Genomic DNA, 23,840 nt, shown 5'->3' with positions numbered 1-23,840 from the left:
GAGAAAATTAAGCTAAACTCTTTTCAGAGTTGTTGCAGATAATTGGTAAATATGCCTGGCAGTAGAGAAACAGATATATAACAGCCTCTTTGAGCCTAATTATAATTAGACCCTTTAATATTTCAAGAGGTAAATATAAATAGGTAGAGAGGTCATGTGCGCCTGTACTTAAATAAGGTGGTACGATGAAAAACACACTACTCAGAATGATCATGGCAGCTTGCCTGCTCATGGTCTTAGGAACAGCCAGTGCAGCAGTGAATGAATTTCACCTGACTGAAGAAAATGCGAACGAATACTACAAAGGCGATATCGACGTTTTAATCAAAGTCAATGACGCAGACAAAACAGTAGAACTTCAGATCCTGCAGCCAACAACTGCCAAGGTTTCTATGAAGACATTACTGCTTAACATCCCTGCAGACAAGATTGTAAGTGTCACAGATGACAACCCAAAAGTCGACTGGGTAGTCGAGGATGACAAAGGTCAGGGTAATGCAGGATACGGAGCAATGCTCACAGCAGTTGACAGGGAAAGCGGCAACCAGGGAACTGTAAAGTACATCAAGATACAGATGGACCAAGACTGGGATGGCGTGCTTCCGAAGAATGCGAACAACTACTCCATAGTTCTGCACGTTACAAGACTGCCCGAATGCCCTGAGAGTGTATGGCTGGGATACCAGGACAACAGCGAGGATAACGGCGGCCCTGTACAGGAAATCCCTGAGTTCCCAACAGTTGCACTGCCAATTGCAGCAATACTGGGACTTGCGTTCATGTTCCAGCGCAAGAAAGAATAAGCTTACATTCGTAAGCTTTAATCCTCTCCTTACTTTTTTAAATTAAATAGTCATATTTTAAGATTAAGCATAAATGCTGAATCTCATCATCATCATCACAATCACTTCATGCACAAATTAGAAAAGTATATATCCTCAGGAAGAGAGATAAGGAATGAATATATCAAATAGAGGTGGTAAGGTGAGAACGATACTGAAAACTGCAATAATGGCTATTTGTATGCTAATGATTATAGGGACTGCAAGTGCTGCGTTCACTTGTGACGACTGGCAATACAGCGATGAGCTCCCTCAAGGAATTGATATTGACTTTGATATAGAATGTGACAATGGCATGTTGTCAATTGTTGACAACAGTAGCGGCATTCTGAATCCAGGCATAAAGACAATACAGATATGGTCTAATACATCAACTGCAACACAAGTCATTGATGATGATACAGCCATAAAATGGAGTCCAAAGTCTCCTATGACAGGACCATTCAAAAATGAATTTGCTGATGGCGTTGAGTTTGAGATAGATCAGGCAAACAAGAGAAGCACCGGAGTAAGCATACTCTTTAATGATGGAAAGTGTCCCGAAGAGATTGCACTTGCAATCCACATCCGCTGGGAAAATGAAAATGGCGAAATGATGCAGGGTGTACTTTTCGCAAATGGTTGTCCAGTTGAGGAAGAGGAACTTAGCTCCGTCTGGGCATTCACACGCTGCACCAATGGCGGCAGTGGAATAAACGAGATTCCAGAGTTCCCAACTGTTGCGCTCCCAATAGCAGCAATCCTTGGTCTGGCATTCTTCTTCCAGCGCAGAAAGGAGTAATTTTACTCCTCTCTTTTTCTCTTTTTTACTGCTTATTATTCTGTTTTAAAGTGTTAACACTGAATAACACACCTCCTAATTATAGATATACATATAACATAAATTAGAAAAGTATATATCCTCAGAACAGATAGTTAAGAGTTGAAATACCGTTTGGGGTGGTTAGTTGAGGACAATACTAAAGATAGTGACAATAGCTGTAGCTATTTGCATGCTAGTGATTGTGGGAACTACAAGTGCTGCCTATAGTTGCAGTAGCTGGAAATATAGTGATGATATCCCGGAAGGGATGGACATAGATTTTGATATAGAATGTATTGACGGCAAACTGCACATTGTTGACAACAGTAGTGGAATCCTGAATCCAGGCATCAAGACAATACAGATCTGGCCAAGCGCAACAACAGCAATTGATGACAATCCCTCCATAAACTGGAGCATAAAAAGTCCAATGTCAGGACCTTTTCAAGATGAATTTAGCGATGGTACTGAATTCGAGATCGATCAAGCAAAACTTAGGAGTACTGGATTAAACATCTCCGGCTTCGAAAATGATACGTGTCCCGATGAGATTAAGATCGCGATCCACATCCGCTGGGTAAATGAAAATGGGGAAGAAGAGTATGCAGTGCTTTATGCAACTGGCACAGAAGGAGAACTTAGTTCCGTCTGGGCATTTGCAGAATGCACCAGTGCCAGCATCCAAGAGATTCCAGAGTTTCCAACCGTTGCACTTCCAATAGCATCAATCATTGGTCTTGCATTCATGTTACAGCGCAGAAAGGAGTAAATTAACTCCTTCCTGACTTTTATTTTTAAATATTATTCGTTCTATTTTTGTTTCCGTGCATTATTCAATGTACTTTTGCTGCTAAGACGGTTTCAGCGGTACTTGTGGCTAACTATATACATAAACCGGCAAGGTCATGCTTTTTACAATCTAACTCAAAAGCCAGAATGTATCTGCCTTTACAATCCTCCGAAGTTAAGTTTCGCAACCCCCTTAAGCAAAAAAAAGAACCTTATATGTAACACTTTAAGTGGGGTGGTACAACAATGAAACAAAGAATATTGCTTTTAGCTGTTGCGATTGCGGTCCTTTCTATAGGCTTTGCGAACGCGGCATGCTATATAAATTTAGTTGAGGAGAATAAGAGCCAGTATGATGGCGACCTCAACGCAACAATGACCATAAACAACCAGACCACACCATACTCAGCTGAGATCGAGCTGAGCAATGAAACTCTGGAAGTTTTCCCGAACGCTACTATGACCACTATTCTATTGAATGTCCCTGCAGACCAGATAGAGAGTGCAAGCAGTGCAGCCGGGAACTGGTCAATAGTAGAGATAGATGAACAAGGTCAGACCAATACTATCATAACGGCTGATATAGACGAGAACACCGAGAATGCATCAGGTCCTGTAATCATAAACTTCAATGACAGCTGGAACGGAACATTCCCGGAGAACGATGAAGGATACGTTATAGCAGTCGATATAGAGAACATTGGAGAGATGGAGGATGACAGTGCATGGGTAACCCTGGGATTCTGTGATGAGGACACACCCATAGATGATGTGCCTGTAGATGACGAGGAACCAGTCAACGGGGAAGAACCCGCCGAGAACGTTACCAATGTAACAACATGCTACCTGAACATTGTTGAAGAGAACAAGACACAGTATGATGGTGATCTGAACGCTACAATGATCGTCAATAATGAAACCACGCCCTACACGGCTGAGATCGAACTGACGAATGACACCCAGGAAACGTTCCCGAATGCAACATTAACGACAATAGTGCTGAATGTGCCAGCGGATCAGATAGTCAATGCAAACGATACACTTGGGAACGAGTGGGAAATAACGGAGATAGTGGAGGAAGAACCAAATCCGTTTGGTAATTTCACTACAATGCTCACCATGAGTGAGGATATGATGAACCCGTTCGGCCAGTTCATTACAAAGATAACCATCAATGAGACCAGCAGCAATGCAACAGGTCCTGTCACAATATACTTCGACGACAGCTGGAACGGTACATTCCCAGAGAATGAGGAAGGATATGTGATAGCTGCGAACATCGAAGATATCGGAGAGATGGGTAATGACAGTGCATGGGTGACACTTGGTTTCTGCGAGACAGAACCAGCAGTGGAAGAACCACCTGTTGAAGAACCGCCAGTAGAAGAACCACCTGTTGAGGAACCTCCAGTGGAAGAGCCACCAATAGAGGAACCGCCTGTGGAAGAGCCACCGGTTGACATGATGACCCTGTGTTATATCAACCTTGTTGAGGAGAACAAGAGTGAATATGCAGATGACCTCAATGCAACCATGATGATCAGCAATGAAACAGAGCCTTATTTCATTGAGATCGAGCTTACAAATGAAACTCTTGAGACGTTCCCGGACACGATGATCGAAACCATCCTGTTCAATATCCCTGCAGACCAGATAGACAATGTAACAGCTCCGCATGGAAACTGGACATTGGTTGATCTGGGTGACAACAGGACAGTTATCGAGAGATTTGCAACGGACGAGGCCAATGCAACAGATACAGGCCCCATTACCATCTACATGAATGAGACATGGGATGGAACTCTGCCTGCAAACGAGGAAGGATATGTTATCTCTGTTGATTTCCAGAACATTGGAGAGATGGGAGATGACAGTGCATGGGTAACCCTGGGATTCTGCGAGGTAGATGAAACCACAGAGGAAATGAATATTGTCGAAACAGCAACCGCGGCAGGTTCTTTTACAACTCTGGTCCTGGCCCTGGAGGAAGCAAATCTTACTGAGACGCTGAGTGGAGATGGACCTTTCACGGTATTTGCTCCAACAGATGAAGCCTTTGAAGCACTCCCGGAAGGTACACTGGATGAACTACTACAGGATGAAGAAGCTCTGACTGCTGTTCTGACATACCATGTAGTTTCAGGAGAGTACACAGCCAGTGACATAGCAGATATGGAATCCCTGACAACGGTACAGGGCGAAGATATCAATGTCACAATAGAAGACGAGAATGTCATGGTAAATGATGCCAATGTAACAACAGCAGATATTGAAGCCAGCAACGGCATCATACATGTAATTGACTCGGTGATGCTGCCACCTTCAATGCTTGAAGGAACAAATGAGACCGAAACAATGGAGGACATGGAAGCTGTAAATGATACAGACATGAACGATACAGAATAATTGAGAAGGTGATTAAGAGATAGATCAGATTGCAAGAAACGAATAGTAACAGAATGAAGGTGTACCAGTGGAAGAAGGGAAATGTCCGGCAATTGAAACTGTTTTCATTTGCGACACTGGTCCTTTATTCAATTTTATATTTTACCATTAACTTTCTTACCATTAACTTTCGCCATTTCTAATTTCCAGTAGTTCTAATGTTCCTTATCGGGCATATTTTTAGCTCCTGATGTTGTTGTTTCTTGTGTTCTCAAAGCAGAGAAGGATCATTTATTACAGCCTTTTTGATCACAAGATATAGCCTCAAGATTGCTCTTGCATTAGTGCTACCACCTAAGATATGTAATCACTAAGCAAATTATGTAGCAATGTTTCGCAAAGAGAATAACACACTAGAAACAAAAGCATTATCGACTACACTTAAATGTAGGTGGTACAATATGAAAATGAATGATTCGAGGTTAAGAATAGCGTTGATAACTGCTGTTATGGTATTCCTGTCAATCGGGCTTACCAGTGCGGCATGTTATCTAAACGACGTCCAGGAAGACGAGTACGACGGGCAATTGAATGTGAGCATGGATGTGGCCACATCAGTTCCATATACAGCTGAAATGATGCTGACAGATGAAACTCAGGCCCTTTATCCGGAAGCAGTGATTGAGACCATACTGCTCAATATTCCTGCCGATCAGATAGAAAGCGTAACTGATGCAGAGGGAAACGAATGGCAAGTAAATGAGGTTAGCGAAGATGCAGAGAATCTTGGCACTTTCACTACCAGCGTTGAGCCAGGTGCAGATATAGAAGTCGAACCTGCTACTACCATCACCATAACTATGGTGGAGGACTGGGACCAATCATTCCCAAGTAACGATGCAGGATATCTCATAGCAACTGAGATCAACAACATCGGAGAAACTGCCGATGACAGTGCATGGGTAACCCTCGGTTTCTGTGAAGCACCAGCACCTATAGAAGGTGTGCCTGAAGAAGCACCGGTAGACGAAGAAGCACCAGTGGATGAAGAAGCTCCGGTAGACGAAGAAGCACCAGTAGATGAAGAAGCACCAGTAGATGAAGAAACTCCAGTGGATGAAGAAGCTCCGGTAGATGAAGAGGCGCCAGAAGAAGCTGACTGCTATCTGAACATTGTTCAGGAAGACAAGAGCGAATATGAAGGACAGCTCAATGCAAGCATGATAATAGATGATGAAGCAAACACTGCCGAAATAGAGCTGGCAAATGAAACTCTTGAAACATTCCAGAGTGCACAGATAAGCAAGATTCTAGTCAATGTACCTGCAGATCAGATCGAAAGTGTGACTGATGCTGAAGGAAATGAACTTGAGTTCACAGAGATCGAGGAAGAAGCAGACGACAGGCCATTCGGAGACTTCCTTATAGTGATCGTTTCTAGGATGACCGCTATGGAAGAACATGATTTCGGAAACTTCGCAACAGAGATCACAGTATCTGAGGAGAACGGCAACGCAACAGGTCCAATCACCATAACCTTTACAGAGGAATGGGATGGAACCATGCCGGTTACAGAGAGTGGTTATGTCATTGCAGCACTGGTCGAGAACATCGGTGATGCTGAGGATGACAATGCGTGGATAGCCTGCATGGGAGAAGGGATAACAACATGTTATCTGAACGTTGTTCAGGAAGACAGGAGCGAATATGATGGTCAGCTGAATGCCACCATGATAGTTAACAATGAAACGACCCCTTACTTCGCAAACATAGAACTGACAAGTGACACCCTGGAAACATTCCCGGATGCATCTATCAGTACTGTCATGCTCAATGTGCCTGCAGACCAGATAAGCCATGTAAGTGATGAGAATGGAAACTGGACTGAGATAGAGGACAATGAGACAGGCCAGGTCATGTTCGTAAGAGATGAAGCGAACATGACTGAAATGGAGGACATGGAGAACCAGACTGAGGACATGAACCAGACTGAAGACATGAACCAGACTGAGGACATGAACCAGACTGGTGAAGCCGGAATTACTTCTATTGTCGTTCACTTCGAAGATACTTGGGACGGAGTACTTCCACCAAATAATGAAGGATATGTCATTGCATTAGAAATCGAGAACATCGGAGAGATGGGAGATGACAATGCATGGGTGACTCTGGGATTCTGCGAGGTAGATGAAGAAGCTCCAGTAGATGAAGCTCCAGTAGACGAAGAAGCTCCAGTGGATGAAGGAGCACCAGTAGACGAAGAAGCTCCGGTAGACGAAGAAGCACCAATGGATGAAACTCCAGAAGACACAGAAACAGTAAACGATACTGAGACTGTGAATGATACAGCAACACCAGATGATGACAATGTTATAGTCGTGAATTAATGTTGGTCAGCTGTTGTTCCAAGGGTACTCTGGATGAGATATTCTAATCCGTTGAAGGAAGGGGTGAATGTCACTCCTTTCGGTCTATTTTTTCTGAGCGTCTTTTTTCATAGCATCTTCAACACTTTTCCTAATGATATAACCTGCTTCATGCAGGACAGTATCGCCGATCTGAGAGTCTTTCTCCATACTTGCGGTACATGGATAAGAATGATGAGCTCCGGAGATGGTATCCTTATAATCCTTGACATCCGACCATTTGAGCTTCTTCGCAACGAACCATGTTGAGCCACAGGGAGCGTCTCTCAGAACCTCTGCATGGGTGAAGATCTCATCATCGTGCCCCAGTTCCACTTTTAAGAGAGGTTTCCCAAAACCCAGTTTAACAAAATCATCTATAGGTTTTTTTCCTGTCAGGTGAAGGGCACAGAAAGGCTTGGGACATTCACAATCAATGCCTTTTTCTTCCAATCTTTGCCTCACTTGCTCGGCCAGGCCTGCGGGAACTATCTTTGAATCATCGATAGGAATTATAACACCTTTTGCACCTGAGATCTCTGCAATCTCAGGAATCACTGTAAGTAAATCAGGATTTATATCAATGGCTATGACAAGATCACACCTCGGAACAATGTCAGGCATGTATTCCATCGGCTCTTCAATGAAGTCCGGAAGATCGTTCCTTAATTCAAAGATTCCTGTGATGATGTTTCCAAAACCTGGTCTGAGCTCTCTGCAATGATCGCACAGGTCACCACAGGCCACGCAGAACCGGTCGGAATTGACAAGATTACCGATCACCTTTTTCCCAAACTCACCCGAATAGAAAATGTTCACTCGCATGCATTGTCTTTTCCGGATAAAGTATTAATTAGGTTTCCCTGAAATAATCATGGATTTCCCTGGAACTCTTCGCAATATAGTTTTTTACTTCTTTCCTGCTTTCATTCTCACAAGCCCCATCAGATAGGCAGGTATACATCCAATGGCAGTGCAGGTTTCCAGGGAGATGCCATTGCCTGTAATATCAAGATGGAGGGGTGCTACCTCAAAGAGGCTCTTTGGAAGGCCTTTGTGACCGAGCCCCACAAGCAGCAGGAAAGATTTGTTACGCACGATCTCGTCAGCAAGTTCTTCGGGCGTGATAGCACGCCTGTCCTCGGGTTTGGAGGATGTCACCACAACATCACCGAACTGGGACTGGAAGCCTTTTTTGGGAAGCTCAAAGACAAAGAGCTTGCGCTTCTCATGAAGCAGGCGCAGGTATTTCCCGGATTCACCTATTGTTGTCTTGTCCGCAACAAAGTCCACAAGCTCATCGGGTGTCATCTTAAAGGGGAAATCAAAGAGTGCGAGTGAAAATCCAAATGCATGGCATATCGGCGCAGCCCTGGCAATGGCCCTGTAGTGTGCATCGAGCACTTTGATCTTATCATAAGTGTTAACAATTCCAAGAGTCAGCATTTTTTCACCTTTGTCCTTGTTTAAGGCACATGACAGACTGCCTGCACGTACTTAACCTGTCGCATGAGGAACAGTCTTCCCATAATTCTGCTTTTGTGACAGGATCAAGTTCGATAAATCCCACTTTTTCAAAGAACAGAGGTGAAGTTGTCCTTGTGTAGACACAAATATCAGCATCGTTCCTGCTCTTCAGTCTCAACAGGAGATAACGTATCACGGACGAACCAATTCCCTTTCCGCGGTAGTTCGGATGCACAGCTATGGAATGGACCTCAGGAAAACGACCGTTCACAATAGCTCCTGCACCCACTATTTTTTCACCGCTCTGTGCAACAACGAAATCTTCCACGGGAACTCCTTCAATATCAAGGAAGTAAGTAGACATCAAAACCTGGATAGAGGGGATATCTTCCGGTAAAGCGTCACGTATCCGGATATCAGCGTTCAGGTCGGAGTTCAAAGTATCTCATCCATGCTGCCGCTACGGAAACCTTCGATATCGAGTGTCACATAATCAAAACCGATCATTTTGAAATAGGACAGGATCTTTTCCCTGTTGATCAGAAGCTCCCTGAAATCGGAAGGACATAGTTCAATGCGCGCCATCCCATTATGGTCTCTCACTCTCAGCTCTGTGAAGCCCATATCTGAAAGGAAATACTCAGCTGTTTCGACCCTACCGATCGATTCCCGGGTCAGTACATTCCCGTATGGAAACCTTGATGCAAGACAGGGTGAAGGAGGTTTATCAGCTACAGTGAGCCCGGCTTGCCTGGCTATTTGCCTTATCTCTTCTTTTGTTACACCATGTTCGACGAAAGGAGAGTACACAAGTTTGCCTGCTTCTGAAAGAGCTTCCCTTCCAGGACGATACACAACTGTATCTGAGGCATTGCTGCCTTCGAGTATCACATTAAACCCCAATTCTTCCTTTACAATAGCAAGCAAACCCAATATCTCTTTCTTGCAGTAATAGCATCTTCTGGAAGTGTTTGCTGCTATTGAAGGGACCTTCAGCTCATCAAAGTCCACTATCCTGTGCTGTATACCTATTTCTGCTGCAATCTTTTTCGCATTATCGAGCTCCCTTTTTGGATAAGAAAAGAGCTTCACTGTGACCGCTACAGCCCTGCCTCCCAGTGTATTGTGAGCAAGATATGCAAGTGTTGCACTGTCGACACCACCTGAAAATGCTACAACGGCACTATCCTTTTCCATTATCGCTTTCTGCAGCTGGTCAATCCTTGCATCAGACATAACCTTCAATATGGAGAAATATCTTATTAATAGCATCGCGTTAACAAAATATAAAGTGCAGATTTGACATATCATATTAAGGAATCTGAAGATAGGAGAGATTAAATGGCTTTTTTTGGAACTAACGGAGTAAGGGGAATCGCAAACGAGTACATAGATCCTCAGCTTGTGATGGATGTTGCCAGAAGTCTTGGCACATATATGGGGTCAAAGGGAACAGTTGCAATCGGCAGGGATACAAGAGCTTCGGGAGAGATGCTCAAGTCAGCAGCAATTGCCGGTGCCCTTTCAACAGGACTCACCGTGGTAGATATAGGAGTGGTCCCAACGCCTTCCATCCAGTATTATGTACGGGATCATGCTGATGCAGGCATAGTAATAACGGCATCACATAACCCCCGTGAGTACAATGGCATAAAACTGATAGCAAAAGACGGCACTGAACTCTCACGGGAAGGAGAAGCTGAAATAGAGAAAATATACTTCTCCAAGGAATTTGCCACAGCCAGCTGGGAAAATACCGGGAGTCTTAGAACATGCCTGCATGCAAATGAGAATTACATTAACGGGATCGTAAAATCCGTCGACAGTGAGAAGATAAGGGAGAAGAGATTCAAAGTGGTTGTGGATACCGGTTGTGGAGCGGGCTCGGTCACTCTCCCATTCCTTCTGCGGGAACTCGGATGCGAGATCCTGACCCTGAACGCACAGGTGGACGGCACATTCCCCTGGAGGAACCCGGAACCTACCCCTGATGCGCTTACGGAGATAATAGACCTTGTTAAAAGGACAGGCTCCGTTATGGGAGTGGCGCAGGACGGGGATGCGGACCGGGCAGTGTTCATCGATGAAGAAGGCAATTTCATCCCCGAGGATGTGCTGCTTGCCATGATGGCAAAGTATGTGCTTGCGAGGAAAAAAGGCCCTATTGTAACGCCTGTAAGCTCTTCCTCCAGAATGCAGGATATCGCCCGGGAAGCAGGCGTTGAACTTGTTTGGACCGAGGTCGGGTCGATACATGTGGCAAGGAAGATGATGGAGATCAATGCTGTTTTCGGCGGAGAGGGCAATGGAGGCCTTATCTTCCCTGAACACCAGTATTGCCGCGATGGGGCCATGGCCTGCGCCAAATTCCTTGAGATCATTGCTAACGGGCAAAAGCTATCCGAGCTTTCTGCAAGTGTTCCTGTATACTACAACTCAAAAACAAAGATAAGGTGTGAGAATCTTGACCTGACGATGCAGAAGGTCAAGCAGAATATAATCATATGGAATAAAGAAGCCGACACGATCGACGGGGCCAAGGTATGGCATGAAGATGGGTGGATACTCATCAGGCCTTCGGGCACTGAGCCCATCATACGTATCTTCGCCGAAGCGAGGTCTAAACTGAGAGCAGACGAACTTATGGGAGAGGGTGTCCTGCTGGTAGAAAAATGCAAATAAGTATTGCGGACTTAAAACTGGACGGAGGGCTTATGCCTTCCCCCGGGATTCGCCAAGAATTACCCCCGTTGCAATAAGATGCGCCACACGCAAAGGCTCGGGGATATTACTCCTTGTGGAACTTGACCGCACTATTTTAGCTGCATCCATGAGATCGATCCCGCAGCATTGGATGTAAACCGGGTTTAGAGGGTCAACTGTGCACACTTTAGTTATGCTGCCCGCTCTTTTGAAAATAGCCATTCTTTCTTCCCCATGCGGCAGATGGGTGAGGGCTTTTGCTATCAGCTCAAAATCCGGATACTTTCGCATCAGTACGATCACAGGTATCCCTGTTTTCTTATGCAGGGTAATGATATCTATCGGATTGAACCCTCCGTAGGTGATGCCATCAAGCATAATGATCCTCAGCTGAGGAAAATGCTTGCTGGACTTTACCATTGAGATGATAGAATCGGTGCCATCCATGCCGTCCCGTGTAATGTAAGAACTCATCACGCCATCCAGCCATATCCCTCCCCTGAAGAAAGCCCCGACTATCAGTATCTTTTCTCCTATAAGGGCCGAATCATCGATCCCAAGAATGCGGATCTCATCCTTGATGTGAAAACGCCTGCTCACACCTGAAGTTATGCGGAGGATAGCAGAAGTAGTTTACTTAGAATGGATTTGGATGGCAAAAGAGTAAAGAAACGTCTATTGAAGGAACTGCGATGAAAGTTATTAAACAAAAGAAGGTAAGGGAACGGATTTACCCGAACATCCCTACTGGCAAGTCTTCCGGCTTGGCTTCTATTTTTGATACTACTTTTTTGACAGATTCGAGGAACTCGTCCATGCCGACATATCCCTTGTCAAACCTCACTGCAAGCATTCCTGCCTCCATGGTTATTGCATTAAGGTCTGCTCCACTCATACCTTCGGTCATGCGTGACAATTTGCTGAAATCGATATCATCACCGAGAGTCATGAAGCGGGAATGAATTTTTAGGATGTTTGTTCTGGCTTCCTCATCCGGCATCGGCACGTGCACTATCCTGTCAAACCTTCCGGGCCTCAGGATAGCAGGGTCCAGCACATCCAGCCTGTTAGTGGCTGCAATGATACGTACATCACCCCGATTGTCAAAACCGTCCATTTCTGCGAGCAGTTGCATAAGGGTCCGTTGCACTTCACGGTCGGCCCCGTTGGTATCATTGAGACGCCTTGATGCGATAGCATCCAGCTCATCTATGAAGATGATACTTGGGGATTTCTTCCTCGCCATCTCGAACATATCGCGGACAAGTTTTGCACCGTCACCGATATATTTCTGGATCAGCTCAGAACCCACGACCCTTATGAACGTAGCTTCGGTCCTGTGCGCAACTGCTTTTGCAAGCAGGGTTTTACCCGTACCCGGGTCACCATACAGCAGCACTCCTTTGGGAGGAGAGATGCCAATACGCTTGAAAGACTCGGGTTTTGTAAGCGGCAGTTCCACAGACTCGATAAGTTCCTGTATCTGCTCTTCAAGACCTCCGATGTTATCATAGTTAACATCCTGAGAATCCACAACTTCCATTGCGGAAACTGCGGGATCCTCGGTTGCAGGGATGACTTCTACTATTGCAAGTGTCTGCTGGTTCAGAGCCACCTTTACTCCCGGAACAAGGTCTTTGTCATCGATATACTGGGATACGTTCACCATGAACTGAGGGCCTGTCGAACTTCTCACAAGGACCTTATCGTTACTGATTATATCCATTATGGTTGCAACTACAAGAGGAACGGTTTTCAGGCGGTCTATCTCAGCCTGAAGTCTTCTGACTTCCCGTTCGTATTTCAGTTTCTGGCTTTCCACAAAACGCTTTTCTGACTCTATCTGGTCACATTGCTCCTTCAGGAGATTGTTTCGCGACTCCAGTTGCCTCATACGGTCTAGCAGGTATTTCGAGAAGTCCTCTTCACTTTCTGCGCCAAAGTAGCCGTATTCTGCTTTGTTTACATTGGTAAAGTCATATCTTTCGTGATTTACATCACTGTCGCTGGTCTCGCTCATATGCCTCCGAACATTATTTAAGTGCAAAGGGTATATAGCCCTTTCGTAAAGATGAGATTTGACTTTTCGAGTTGAGATCTATGCAATGTGAAATATGCGGCGCTGATATTAAAGGGCCTTCTTCCAAGATCACTATAGATGGTAGTGAACTCACTGTGTGCCCAAGATGTTCCCAGTATGGGAAGAACGTGGAAAAACGTGCACCAGTTTCCAGAAAGGTTTCACCTGTTGCACCTGTCACACAAAGGAGGAGCACCAGGCCTGCAGGAAAACGCCCGGATGCCATGAGTGATGAACTTGTTGATGACTATGACCGCATCATCAGGGAAGCCAGGGAAAAGAAGCAGTTAAGCTATGAAGAGCTCGCCACCAGAATAAAAGAAAAAGCGGCATTGATAAAGAAACTTGAGCGTGGAGAGATAGTCCCGGAAGAAGGTGTGCGCAAGAAGCTTGAGAGAGAGCTTGACATCAGGCTTACGGAAAGGAGCGGAGAAGATGACTGGAGCGGAGAACGCCTCAACAAAGGCACCACGCTTGGAGACATCGTAACGATAAAAAAGAAGTAGATCATTTATTTATTTCATTTTAATGTATCAAAGTGGTTATCATGAGTTTGGTTGGTAAAAAAATTGGTTTTATCGGAACCGGAAAAATGGGAAGCGCGCTGATCAGAGGAATATGCACTGCAGGAATCATTCCCTGCTCAGGCATCTATGCCAGCGACGTCTTTGAGGCTTCATTGAAGGAGCTTCGTGAAAGCCTGCACATCAATGTTACTCAGGATAACATTGAGGTTGTAAGGAATTCAGACATAATAGTTCTGGCTGTGAAGCCACAGATACTGAAGACCGTCCTCTCCTCGATAAAGGATGCCATCACCCCGGACAAAATGGTTATATCCATTGCTGCGGGCGTGAAACTGGAAACAATCGAAAGCGAGCTGAATGAAGGGACACGTGTTGTACGTGTCATGCCAAATATAGCTGCAACTGTGGCAGAAGCAGCCTCTGCGGTAGCACAGGGGAAGAATGCCTCTGCAGAAGATGCGGATGATGTCCTCAGGATATTCCAGTCCGTAGGCAGCGCGATAGCCGTTCAGGAAAACCTTATGGATGCTGTCACCGGGCTTTCCGGAAGCGGGCCTGCATTTATATTTCCGGTAATAGAGGCCATGGCTGACGGCGGGGTCTATGAAGGGCTTGATCGCAATAGTGCGCTGATACTGGCCGCACAGACAGTACTTGGTGCTGCAAAGATGATGCTTGAGACCAATATCCATCCAGGAGAGCTCAAGGACATGGTCACATCTCCCGGAGGAACTACGATAAGAGGCATATACGAGCTGGAAGAGAGCGGCATAAGGGCAGCATTCATGAAGGCAGTCATTGCATCCTCCAACAGGTCAAAGGAGCTTGGCAAATAAGTATTTTCGATAGAATATTATTTTTCCCCAATATATTAATAGAAAAGTTTATTATACGCAAAGTTTTAATAAGATTTAAGCTGGTATTCTTATGCTACTTGTGGAGAGGTAGAAAAGGATTGATATCTGTACTAGCATGAAAAACACAGGGGGATAAAATAAAATGGGGATCGAAGTAAAATCTTTTGCCGTTATCCGGGGCGATAATCCGGATAAAGTGAATGTTGCACTGCACGACCTTGAACACTACGGACACATGAGGTTTGCATCCAAGCCTAAAAGGATCGAGCCTAATTTTGCAGACAATCTGCTTGTTAGTGTTGCAGGGGTGCCCCTGAGGGCAAAATGTAACTCAGCCGCGCTGGTAGAACTGGACAACAACGCCGGTGCAGCTATTAGTAAACTGAGGAAGATACATCCGCCTGCTCACGTGGTAATAGTCAGCCCAAGACATGATGTATATGCAGAGTTGATGGACAAGTCCGAACTTTATCCGGAATTTGAAAGAACGTGGGAACCACATCATCGGGATGTAGTTTAACCTTATTCATTAAAATGACCTTGAATTGTGGAATGCCCTACCAGTCGTCTTAGTTTTATTACATAGGTATGCAAGCTTTCCACATCTTTTATTTCTTTCTGGACAATGGATATCAGGCGTTCCCTTAACCGTATATCCGGGTTCACACCAAGTGAGTGGAAATGTTTTGTTATCTTCAGCATTAACATATTCCCGCGCCGGTCCCAGTCTGTAAGGATGATCACTTTTTCATTAAGCTGTGCAATACTTTCGCAGAAGTTGGATAGTGAACGCTGGGTAGCGATTTCAAAATGGCCCTCAACTCCCAGCTTCTTAAGTGCCTGAACGTCCCTTTTGCCTTCAACTATGAATATTGCATTCTCTGCTGCAAGCTGGGTCAGCTCGCTGATTATCTCTTCAATATTCTCAAGCCTTTTCTCGTAGACATGAAAAGGCGCTTTAAATTGCCGATTCTGCTTGTTGTTATCTGTCATGGGTCATTTGGACCTGGATAGTGGGACGATATATTTAGTTTGAACTGAAAAAGCTATTTCCAGTGTATCCTACATGCTGTTATATCAGACAATAGATGACTACAGTAATTGTCACAGACAATTAATAGATAATATGATTAAAAGCTGACTGTCAGTAGTGTCAGCCACAGGAAAAGCACCCCACATTAAAAGGGCTGCATAAATTGAAAACAAGTGAAAGTTGGGACCTGCCGTTAATGAAAGCGGTTTGCTTTGGGATTAGGAGGGCGACACGGCAGGGTAACATTACGATCACTTGTAATAGCGAACGAATTCTTCGAATTGTTCGAAGTAAGCAGCTCTTGCTACCAGACTTTGAAAGAAATCATCCATCTATTTCACCTCAATGATTACATAGACATTCAGATTATATTAAGAGGATCCAAGCTAAGTGAAAGTATTCAATCCAGAATATTCTCAAGGCCTTCTCTCATCGCAGCCACTGCCTGTTCACGCCCGATTCCAAGAAGAAGGATAGATTTCTTAGTATTTTTCATTCCCGTAACAATGGAGACTTCTGATGCCCGTAATCTGAACAATGCAGAGAAGCTTTCCACTAACTGCTCGTTAGCCTTGCCTTTCTGGGCATTCTCTGAGAGCTTGACCTCGATCCTTTTCCTCCAGGGATTGTAACCGCCTGGAATGCATACCCTTTTTGCACCAGGCGTTACCTCTACATCTATAATGGTACCGCATTCAACAGTTTTGATTGCATCCTCAAAGGACATGGGATCACCAGAAGAGATAACCAACTGTAAGATCAAAATGATAATGCTGTTGCCCGGCGCACTAACTCCGAAAGATCATCCTATGGGATTCCCGCTGTCCTTCCCGGTTTCCCTCGTGACAGGCTTTTATCGCATTATCATGTGTGTAGCGCATTGAGGTTGTCTGTACAATCACAGAAAGGCTCTGCCATACTCTCATGCAAGGACCTAGCAATACGCAGTTGTACCTTATAGAAACCAATATATAAATCTAACGATATCTCAACAGCAAGCAAATAATAAGTTCATATTACCAAGCTGACATTCTTAAATCAGTCAACTGGAAATAGAAATACTGTGTAGATATTATACAGCGGATGATGCAAATGACCACTGAGCAAACAGTCTACGGAACAATCGTCTACGGCCCCGAAATGGATATAATCGAAGGCTGCATCGTTATCAGGGATGGTATCATCAAAGAAGTCTCGGAAGAGAAGAACAACTCAACGAATATCATTGCACCTTGCTTTATAAATGCGCACACTCACATCGGGGACTCGGTCCTTAAAGATCCTAAACTGGGTGAATGTGTAGACTACCATGTAAAGAGAGACCTGAACGCCCTTGTGAAGCCTCCGGACGGATTGAAGCATCAGGTGCTAAACAAGGCGCCTTACCACGAACTTGTGGAGGCTATGGAGCATTCCATCCGGGACATGATCATGACCGGTACGGGAGCTTTTGCTGATTTCAGGGAGGGGGGGCTGCAGGGAGTACATGCATTGGAGGAGGCGGTTGACGGACTTGGCATTGAGTGCATCAAACTGGGGAGGCCAAGGAACCCTTCTGTCAATAATGACGTGCTACACAGGGAGATAGAGCAGGTCCTCGGGAGAGCTGAAGGCATTGGGATGAGTGGTGCCAATGATGTGGATCTGCAAATCCTTAAGCAGATTAGAACATATACTAAGAAAGAAAAGAAAAAATTTGCTATCCACGCAGGTGAGAATGACAGAAGCGATATACAAGGAGCGCTTTCCCTTGAGCCGGATATGCTGATACATCTTACAAAAGCACAGGAAGGAGACCTGAAAGAGATAGCAGATCAGGACATCCCTGTTGTAGTTTGCCCGCGCTCTAATTTCATAACGGGTGCAGGTATGGCACCTGTAAGGGAAATGCTTAAAACGGGTATCAGGGTGGCTGTGGGGACAGACAATGTCATGCTAAACTCGGTCAGTATGTTCTCTGAAATGGAGATACTATCCAAGGTGTTCGGGCTTGAGGACAGACAAGTATTTATTATGTGTACGCTTATGGGTGCAGCAGTATTGGGGCTTAATACCTCAGGTTCTATCCTGGAGAAGAATCAAGCAAAAGTAATGATCCTCAATGGAAATTCACATAATCTTGCAGGGGTAAGAAATCCTATCAGCAGTATCGTGAGAAGAGGAAGACCTGACGATATTCTATCTATAATCATCTGATTTAATCTGTTCACAACGGAGAGGGACTATGAAAAGCGACCTATATAAGAAGATCTTTATTGCAACTGATGGATCCGACCAGAACAAGAAAGCAATCCAGCATGCCCTGGAGTTTGCTAAGATGTGCGGTGCGAAACTGTACGCAGGATATGTTGTCGATACAGCTGCTTTTGCCTCCATCCCAATGGATGCAGGCTGGGAAATGATGTATGAACTTCTGGGAAAGGAAGCAAATGACGTAACAACAGCCTTGGGAGAGATTGCAGAGAAAGAAGGCGTTCCATTCGAATCCATAATCCTCGAGGGACATCCCGGAACGGAGATAGTCGATTTTGCGGATAAACAGGGTATGGACCTTATTATTATGGGAACTCTCGGGAAGAGAGGACTTGATCATTTCTTACTTGGAAGTGTGGCTGAGAACGTTATTCGTAACTCCAAGGTACCGGTACTTGTCGTTCGTGGCATGTCCGGCAAGGAGTAAAGAGGGAGCAGAATATGCCAAAGAATGTAAAAGTTATGGACATTATGAGGACAGATGTCGCCTATGCAACCCTTCCGGGTTCAAGGGATGAAGTCCATAGTTTACTTAAAGATAAGAGGGTATCAGGAGTTCCTGTCCTGAAGGATGGCAAGGTCGTAGGGATAGTCAGCCGGGCAAACCTGTTGAAGAACCCGGAGGAAGAACAACTTGCTTTGCTGATGACACGCAACCCCCTGACTATTGAGCCGCATGTAGACATAACTGTTGCATCTAAGACCCTTCTTGAGAATAACATCAGAAGGCTTCCTGTTGTTGAAGATGGTAAACTTGTTGGCATAATATCAGTTGCTGACATTATAGCAGTGCTTGCTGATATGAATATTACCGAGCATGTCGGGCAATACCTGAATCCGGTTTCAGTGCCTGTGTGGACAGACACCCCACTGAACGTTGTTGCAAGGATCATGGAACTTGCAAAAACAAAAGCTGTTCCTGTGATCGACAGCCATCTTGAGGTAGTAGGCATAATCACTGACCGGGACATAATAAACGCAAGCATTATCGAGGACACTGTTGAAATGGCTGACATGTCCAATGGTTCGGATGATGACGAGTGGACATGGGAATCCATGAGGGATACCATGAGCATCTACTACAGCGTATCAAGAGTAAAGGTTCCTTCTGTGCCTGCTATGGATATCATGGTCAAGGACCTCGTAAAGGCTGCCTACATATCCGGGGTCAGCGAATGCGCACTCAAGATGAAGCGCAACAGGATAGACCAGATCCCTATCGTGAACGCGAACCAGAGATTCCTGGGCCTTTTAAGGGACCGCAACCTCCTGAGAGCTATTGTGAACGGTGACTGAACAGTGGACCTTCTGACAGAAGGTTCATACTTATTCTTTTTTCAGGGCTCTTGAGCGTGGTCATAATGGGAAGACCTTTCATATTCATCAATTCCGCAATGTCGGCCGACGGAAAGATATCCACAAAGCAAAGGAAGCAGGTAAGGATATCAGGAAAAGAGGATTTTGACAGGATGGATGCTTTAAGAGCCTCCTCTGATGCCATCATGGTAGGCATTGGGACGCTGCTGGCAGATAATCCAGGCCTTACCGTCAAATCCCCGGAAAGGAGGATTGAGCGCAAAGAGGCAGGGCTGGAAGAGAACCCGGCCAGGATCGTTGTAGACAGCAAGGCAAGAATCCCCCTTGACTCAGACATTTTCATCAAAGGAGAGGGAAAACGGATAATAGTGGTATCCAGTTCCGCGCCTGCTGACAGGATGGAAAGGCTTCGGGAGAAAGCTACTATTGTCAGTGCAGGAGATAGTGAAGTAGACCTTGCTGCAGCAGTGGAAATACTGCATGAAATGGGTATAAACAGGCTGATGGTCGAAGGCGGAGCCACCCTCAACTGGGGACTTCTCTCTGGCGGCCTGGTGGATGAGATCTATACCTTTGTTGGCAATCTAATAATAGGCGGTAAGACTGCCCCTACTTTTGCAGATGGCAACGGGTTTTTAGAAAAGGACATACTAAAACTGGAACTGATTGATGCGGCCAGGATGGAGGAGGGGGTCCTCCTTAGATGGAAAGTACTATCCGGAAAATAAACTGATTTCAGGACTTCCGCTAAAATGGATTTCTGTATGTTCATGAAAAAACATATTTATCTGGAAGTTAATAGAAACCTGCTATTGGGGGTAATCAACTGTACAAAAAGACTCTTCAACTTATAATTCTCTTTACCTTATTGCTGGCAGTCAGTGGGTGCACAGAAAATGATGGCAATGACATAAACGCGTCATCCCCGGCTGATGTGGGAATGATATCCGCATCCAGCCTGGGGGATATCAATAGTGCACTTGAAGATGGACCTGTGCTTGCCATGATTGGCTTTGATAGTTGTCCAGGGTGCAAAGTTCAAAAGCCTATAATGGAAGATATATCTTTAGAATATCAGGACAGAGCTACTGTGATATATATAGACACGCAGAAAGTCGGCACATTGGGGTTCAGCGTATATTACGTACCTGATTCCTTTGTTATAACTGATATTGAGAACGGGACCTATGTTTATATGAGGAGGGATGGCCGGACTACCACAGACAGGCTTGAAAAAGATGCAAGATTCATAGGAGTTACAAGGAAGGCAGACCTTACTCAGACACTTGACTATGCACTGAAAGAACGCAGCAAAAACACTGCAGAAAACTAAAACATGTTTCAGGATACTTTTACACTGGGCCCGGTGGCATCCTTCCTTGCAGGTATCGTAAGTGTGCTGTCACCATGTGTACTGCCTCTGCTGCCTGTCATCCTGGCATACTCTGCAGGAAAGGGGAAGTTCAGGCCTTTTGCCATTGTGTTTGGACTTAGCCTTTCATTCACTCTCATGGGCATCATAGCGTCAGCCTTTGGAGCAGTACTCTACCCACATATTGAGAACCTAAGGATTCTCGCAGGACTACTCATAGCGATATTTGGCATCTCTATGCTCTTTGGAGCTGACATTTTCGGCATCGTAGCGAACTATACAGGAAAGATACACGTCCAGAATAACAGTGCTTTTGGAGGGTTGCTTCTTGGAGTTTCCCTGGGAGTGATCTGGATTCCCTGCGTAGGACCTATACTGGGAGCGATACTTGCCGCCGTTGCCCTCGAAGGGAACATGACCTATGGCGCATCAATGCTCTTTATCTATTCAATTGGTTTTGCAGTGCCTATGCTTATCATCGCATATTCAGCAAACATATCTTCAGCCAGGCTCAGCAGGATAGCAAGATATGACGCCATTATTAAAAAGGTTGCAGGGGTACTGCTCATACTTGCAGGTTCCTGGATGGTATACACTAATGCTGCGATGTGATACTGACATTTTAAAGGCACTTGCGCCAATCAAAAAGAGATTTAAGTGCGCCATATTCTGCGGCACACTTACAATTGCACTTATTTTTCATTTGCAATTGCAACGAGCTCATTGATACAGGCTACTGCCATTGGTGTTCCGCCCCGTGTTCCGACACATGTGATTGAGGGAACATCCATGTTCCTGACAGCTTCCTTGGATTCTGCGGCATTGACAAAGCCTACAGGTGTGCCTACAATGATAGCCGGCTTGATACCGTGCTCTATCATCCTGCATACTGCAAACGCAGCAGATGGCGCATTGCCTATGGCAACAATTGAACCTTCAAGTATGTCCTTGCATTTCAGGAAACCTGCTGCGGTTCTTGTAATACCGTGCTTGCGTGCAAATTCTGCATCCTCATCCTTATCTAGTACACAGATTATCTCACATTTGTGCCCCATTTTGGTGATCCCTGCCTTGACCATGTTGATATCAACAAGAATAGGAACACCTTTTTTGATAGCTTCCACGCCTGCTTTGACAGGATCGTTCACAAATCGCATGATATCTGCAACAGCCGGATCGCCGGTGGAGGTAACACAGCGCTGTTTGACGCGGTCCTCGACCGTCTCATCACCTACAAGTTTGCGGGCGATGTTGCGGCTCGTCATGTAGATAGCCTTTGCCTCATCGGTCTGTGATCCAAGGTCATTACAGATAGCAATGAGCTCCGAGTCGATCTCAGTAGTCATTTCCACAAGGTCTTCGATACCTGCATCAGTATTTTTGGATTCAGTAGTCATATTTCCTGTGATACCCCCTTGGAGTGATTATCCTCTTACCATACGGTGTGTCCCATACACGGGAGTCGTTAGTAGTGATAAGGATGGTGGTGCTCATGTCCACCCAGTCGTTATGATCAAGTACCTCGCCAAGGGTTGTGACAATGTAATCCTGATCCTTGTCCCTCAGGGCGTTCTTTACAAGGCCTACAGGCACGGAATCTTCCTTATGGCGCCTGATGATCTCGATAGCCCTTGAGAAATTAGAATTACGCTGGCGGCTCTTGGGGTTGTAGAGAGACATGACAAAATCTGCTGAAGCTGCTGCATCAAGCCTTTTCTCAATGACTTCCCAGGGAGTCAGCAGGTCACTGAGGCTCACGGTACAGAAATCATTGACAATAGGCGCACCGAGGACACTTGCTGCAGCGGTGATAGCTGTAACACCTGGCAGCACCTCTATCTCAACATTGAGGTTTGCGTGCTCTGCGACCTCAAGCACAAGGCCGGCCATGCCATAGATATTAGCATCTCCGCCGCTGATCATGGAAACCACGTTACCCTGCGCAAGTTCCACTGCCTTACGTGCACGGTCTACTTCCTTACCCATTGCGCTGCGGACAATGTTCTGCTTGTCCAGCAGACTTGCCATCTGATCAAGATAAGTACCGTTACCGACGACATAATCGGAATTCAGTATGACCTCTCTTGCCTTTACTGTAAGGTGTTCCACAGAACCTGGGCCTATACCTATAATGTACAGCCTTCCTTTCCCGGATGCCTCACTCTGCGATTGCGATTGTGATCCTACCATAAACTTTCTTCCTTAGTATAAGTTCTTTTTTTTCCGATAGCGCCAGTGCAGCCGGTTCTGCTACACCTGTAAGCCCGAAGCGTTTTGCCTGCGAATCAGACGGCGCATCATACCTGTTCAATTCATCGTGATCTATGAACCTTAATTCGATCCCAAGGGTCTTTGATGCCTCATGAAGACCCTCTTCGTTCTCTTTCAACTTTGCAGAGGCAAGCAACTGCACATCAGCGATGTCCCTGCCAAGTTCTGCCAGAGCATTATGCACAGCATCTATTGCTTCCTGACTGCTGACACCCCTGCGGGCTCCGATACCTATTATCATGGGTTTTCTGCCTTTTCTCTTTTCAGGACGGACACATCATCGCCGACAATAACTATTCGGGGCCCTTTTATCTCAAGGACTTCCACATCCTGCTCAAGCAGGGCACAGTTGACCTGCACTGTGGAGGGTTTGTTAACGATATCACAGCCGAGGGATTTAGCTATGCCTTCAACCGAATTGCGATTATGCACTTCGGTCGCTGTCGTGATGACCGGAACCGGCCCGATCTCGGAGATCTTTCGAACCAGCTCATTGCCACCGTGGTGGCCCCCAAGCAGGGAAATGGCGAAATTCATGTTTGAATCCACAACCACTACCGCCGGGTCCTTCCACTTGTCCTGGATGAGTGGTGCGATATCGCGCACGACTATCCCCGTGGCAAAGACCGCCACTATGGAGTCATATTCCTCAAATGCTTTACTGAATACATCCTTCCCGTACATCAGGACATCAGCTTTCAGGTGCTCTGCAATACGCTGTGCAACTTCGAGATTGC

27 protein-coding genes are annotated in these 23,840 nt (G+C 45.5%); 15 read left to right on the top strand and 12 right to left on the bottom strand.

The window, feature by feature from the left end; translation table 11 throughout:
* Positions 1-185 precede the first annotated feature (185 nt).
* The 5 genes from Q8J68_RS09695 to Q8J68_RS09675 all read left to right on the top strand — a co-directional run bounded on the left by Q8J68_RS09695 (position 186) and on the right by Q8J68_RS09675 (position 7,205).
* On the top strand, positions 186-803 hold the full coding sequence (locus Q8J68_RS09695) for a PEF-CTERM sorting domain-containing protein (protein ID WP_305311321.1): 618 nt from the start codon (positions 186-188) through the stop codon (positions 801-803).
* Positions 804-984: 181 nt separating this feature from the next.
* Positions 985-1,623 carry a PEF-CTERM sorting domain-containing protein gene (locus Q8J68_RS09690; protein ID WP_305311320.1) on the top strand — a complete coding sequence of 213 codons (639 nt, stop codon included), beginning with the start codon at positions 985-987 and terminating at the stop codon, positions 1,621-1,623.
* A 166-nt stretch (positions 1,624-1,789) separates the two neighbouring features.
* On the top strand, positions 1,790-2,413 hold the full coding sequence (locus Q8J68_RS09685; RefSeq protein WP_305311319.1) for a PEF-CTERM sorting domain-containing protein: 624 nt from the start codon (positions 1,790-1,792) through the stop codon (positions 2,411-2,413).
* A gap of 266 nt (positions 2,414-2,679) precedes the next feature.
* Positions 2,680-4,839 (top strand): fasciclin domain-containing protein, encoded by a 2,160-nt coding sequence (locus Q8J68_RS09680; protein WP_305311318.1) that lies wholly within the window; start codon positions 2,680-2,682, stop codon positions 4,837-4,839.
* A gap of 440 nt (positions 4,840-5,279) precedes the next feature.
* Positions 5,280-7,205 (top strand): hypothetical protein, encoded by a 1,926-nt coding sequence (locus Q8J68_RS09675; protein ID WP_305311317.1) that lies wholly within the window; start codon positions 5,280-5,282, stop codon positions 7,203-7,205.
* A gap of 84 nt (positions 7,206-7,289) precedes the next feature.
* Here the strand turns inward: Q8J68_RS09675 and Q8J68_RS09670 are convergent, their stop codons facing one another.
* From Q8J68_RS09670 to larE, 4 genes are all read right to left on the bottom strand, one after another.
* The gene (locus Q8J68_RS09670) at positions 7,290-8,048 is read right to left on the bottom strand and encodes a DUF166 domain-containing protein (protein ID WP_305311316.1); all 759 of its coding nucleotides are present in this window, start codon (positions 8,046-8,048) and stop codon (positions 7,290-7,292) included.
* 84 nt (positions 8,049-8,132) lie between these two features.
* The gene (locus Q8J68_RS09665; RefSeq protein WP_305311315.1) at positions 8,133-8,669 is read right to left on the bottom strand and encodes a DUF531 domain-containing protein; all 537 of its coding nucleotides are present in this window, start codon (positions 8,667-8,669) and stop codon (positions 8,133-8,135) included.
* Positions 8,670-8,673: 4 nt separating this feature from the next.
* Complete coding sequence (locus Q8J68_RS09660) at positions 8,674-9,129, bottom strand: GNAT family N-acetyltransferase (protein ID WP_305311314.1); 456 nt, start codon at positions 9,127-9,129, stop codon at positions 8,674-8,676.
* Complete coding sequence (larE, locus tag Q8J68_RS09655) at positions 9,126-9,926, bottom strand: ATP-dependent sacrificial sulfur transferase LarE (RefSeq protein ID WP_305311313.1); 801 nt, start codon at positions 9,924-9,926, stop codon at positions 9,126-9,128. The genes Q8J68_RS09660 and larE overlap by 4 nt, the downstream gene beginning before the upstream one ends.
* 105 nt (positions 9,927-10,031) lie before the next feature.
* On the opposite strand from larE, the gene glmM reads away from it, so the two are divergent.
* A complete protein-coding gene (glmM, locus tag Q8J68_RS09650; protein ID WP_305311312.1) occupies positions 10,032-11,372 on the top strand; it encodes a phosphoglucosamine mutase in 1,341 nt (446 codons plus the stop codon).
* A gap of 30 nt (positions 11,373-11,402) precedes the next feature.
* Here glmM and Q8J68_RS09645 read toward each other — a convergent pair whose 3' ends face one another.
* Both Q8J68_RS09645 and Q8J68_RS09640 read right to left on the bottom strand, forming a co-directional pair.
* A complete protein-coding gene (locus tag Q8J68_RS09645; protein WP_305311311.1) occupies positions 11,403-11,993 on the bottom strand; it encodes a DUF99 family protein in 591 nt (196 codons plus the stop codon).
* Positions 11,994-12,123: 130 nt separating this feature from the next.
* Positions 12,124-13,413: a proteasome-activating nucleotidase gene (locus Q8J68_RS09640; RefSeq protein WP_305311310.1), complete on the bottom strand. Its 1,290-nt coding sequence runs from the start codon at positions 13,411-13,413 to the stop codon at positions 12,124-12,126.
* Between the two features lie 80 nt (positions 13,414-13,493).
* Between Q8J68_RS09640 and Q8J68_RS09635 the strand changes: the two genes are divergently transcribed.
* The 3 genes from Q8J68_RS09635 to Q8J68_RS09625 all read left to right on the top strand — a co-directional run bounded on the left by Q8J68_RS09635 (position 13,494) and on the right by Q8J68_RS09625 (position 15,377).
* Positions 13,494-13,979, top strand: a complete 486-nt coding sequence (locus Q8J68_RS09635; RefSeq protein WP_305311309.1) for a multiprotein bridging factor aMBF1 — start codon at positions 13,494-13,496, stop codon at positions 13,977-13,979.
* A gap of 41 nt (positions 13,980-14,020) precedes the next feature.
* Positions 14,021-14,836 (top strand): pyrroline-5-carboxylate reductase, encoded by an 816-nt coding sequence (gene proC, locus Q8J68_RS09630; protein ID WP_305311308.1) that lies wholly within the window; start codon positions 14,021-14,023, stop codon positions 14,834-14,836.
* Positions 14,837-14,999: 163 nt separating this feature from the next.
* Positions 15,000-15,377 carry a DUF356 domain-containing protein gene (locus Q8J68_RS09625; RefSeq protein WP_305311307.1) on the top strand — a complete coding sequence of 126 codons (378 nt, stop codon included), beginning with the start codon at positions 15,000-15,002 and terminating at the stop codon, positions 15,375-15,377.
* Between the two features lie 2 nt (positions 15,378-15,379).
* On the opposite strand, the gene Q8J68_RS09620 is transcribed toward Q8J68_RS09625, so the two are convergent.
* Positions 15,380-15,850: a toprim domain-containing protein gene (locus Q8J68_RS09620; RefSeq protein ID WP_305311306.1), complete on the bottom strand. Its 471-nt coding sequence runs from the start codon at positions 15,848-15,850 to the stop codon at positions 15,380-15,382.
* Positions 15,851-16,290: 440 nt separating this feature from the next.
* Positions 16,291-16,617 carry a DUF167 domain-containing protein gene (locus Q8J68_RS09615; RefSeq protein ID WP_305311305.1) on the bottom strand — a complete coding sequence of 109 codons (327 nt, stop codon included), beginning with the start codon at positions 16,615-16,617 and terminating at the stop codon, positions 16,291-16,293.
* 365 nt (positions 16,618-16,982) lie between these two features.
* Between Q8J68_RS09615 and Q8J68_RS09610 the strand changes: the two genes are divergently transcribed.
* The 6 genes from Q8J68_RS09610 to Q8J68_RS09585 all read left to right on the top strand — a co-directional run bounded on the left by Q8J68_RS09610 (position 16,983) and on the right by Q8J68_RS09585 (position 21,444).
* Positions 16,983-18,086 (top strand): amidohydrolase family protein, encoded by a 1,104-nt coding sequence (locus tag Q8J68_RS09610; protein WP_305311304.1) that lies wholly within the window; start codon positions 16,983-16,985, stop codon positions 18,084-18,086.
* Positions 18,087-18,114: 28 nt separating this feature from the next.
* Positions 18,115-18,570 (top strand): universal stress protein, encoded by a 456-nt coding sequence (locus Q8J68_RS09605; protein ID WP_305311303.1) that lies wholly within the window; start codon positions 18,115-18,117, stop codon positions 18,568-18,570.
* A 14-nt stretch (positions 18,571-18,584) separates the two neighbouring features.
* Complete coding sequence (locus Q8J68_RS09600) at positions 18,585-19,439, top strand: CBS domain-containing protein (RefSeq protein ID WP_305311302.1); 855 nt, start codon at positions 18,585-18,587, stop codon at positions 19,437-19,439.
* 65 nt (positions 19,440-19,504) lie between these two features.
* Entirely contained in the window at positions 19,505-20,188 is a 684-nt protein-coding gene (locus Q8J68_RS09595; protein ID WP_305311464.1) for a 2,5-diamino-6-(ribosylamino)-4(3H)-pyrimidinone 5'-phosphate reductase, read from the top strand.
* A gap of 140 nt (positions 20,189-20,328) precedes the next feature.
* Positions 20,329-20,793, top strand: a complete 465-nt coding sequence (locus Q8J68_RS09590; protein WP_305311301.1) for a co-chaperone YbbN — start codon at positions 20,329-20,331, stop codon at positions 20,791-20,793.
* A gap of 3 nt (positions 20,794-20,796) precedes the next feature.
* Positions 20,797-21,444: a cytochrome c biogenesis CcdA family protein gene (locus Q8J68_RS09585; RefSeq protein ID WP_305311300.1), complete on the top strand. Its 648-nt coding sequence runs from the start codon at positions 20,797-20,799 to the stop codon at positions 21,442-21,444.
* A gap of 80 nt (positions 21,445-21,524) precedes the next feature.
* On the opposite strand, the gene Q8J68_RS09580 is transcribed toward Q8J68_RS09585, so the two are convergent.
* Genes Q8J68_RS09580 through Q8J68_RS09565 form a run of 4 tightly spaced genes read right to left on the bottom strand, consistent with a single transcriptional unit; the run spans position 21,525 to position 23,787 of the window.
* Positions 21,525-22,229: a precorrin-8X methylmutase gene (locus Q8J68_RS09580; protein ID WP_305311299.1), complete on the bottom strand. Its 705-nt coding sequence runs from the start codon at positions 22,227-22,229 to the stop codon at positions 21,525-21,527.
* Positions 22,219-23,022 (bottom strand): precorrin-3B C(17)-methyltransferase, encoded by an 804-nt coding sequence (gene cobJ, locus Q8J68_RS09575; protein WP_305311298.1) that lies wholly within the window; start codon positions 23,020-23,022, stop codon positions 22,219-22,221. The genes Q8J68_RS09580 and cobJ overlap by 11 nt, the downstream gene beginning before the upstream one ends.
* A complete protein-coding gene (locus Q8J68_RS09570) occupies positions 22,991-23,344 on the bottom strand; it encodes a cobalamin biosynthesis protein (protein WP_305311297.1) in 354 nt (117 codons plus the stop codon). Before Q8J68_RS09570 ends, cobJ begins: the two co-directional genes overlap by 32 nt.
* The gene (locus Q8J68_RS09565) at positions 23,341-23,787 is read right to left on the bottom strand and encodes a cobalamin biosynthesis protein CbiG (RefSeq protein WP_305311296.1); all 447 of its coding nucleotides are present in this window, start codon (positions 23,785-23,787) and stop codon (positions 23,341-23,343) included. Before Q8J68_RS09565 ends, Q8J68_RS09570 begins: the two co-directional genes overlap by 4 nt.
* Positions 23,788-23,840: the final 53 nt, after the last annotated feature.

Origin of the sequence: Methanolobus sp., assembly GCF_030682845.1 — an archaeon.
Lineage (GTDB): Archaea > Halobacteriota > Methanosarcinia > Methanosarcinales > Methanosarcinaceae > Methanolobus.
The sequence above is the reverse complement of the archived record's forward strand: the minus strand, read 5'-3'. Positions and strand labels throughout refer to the sequence as shown.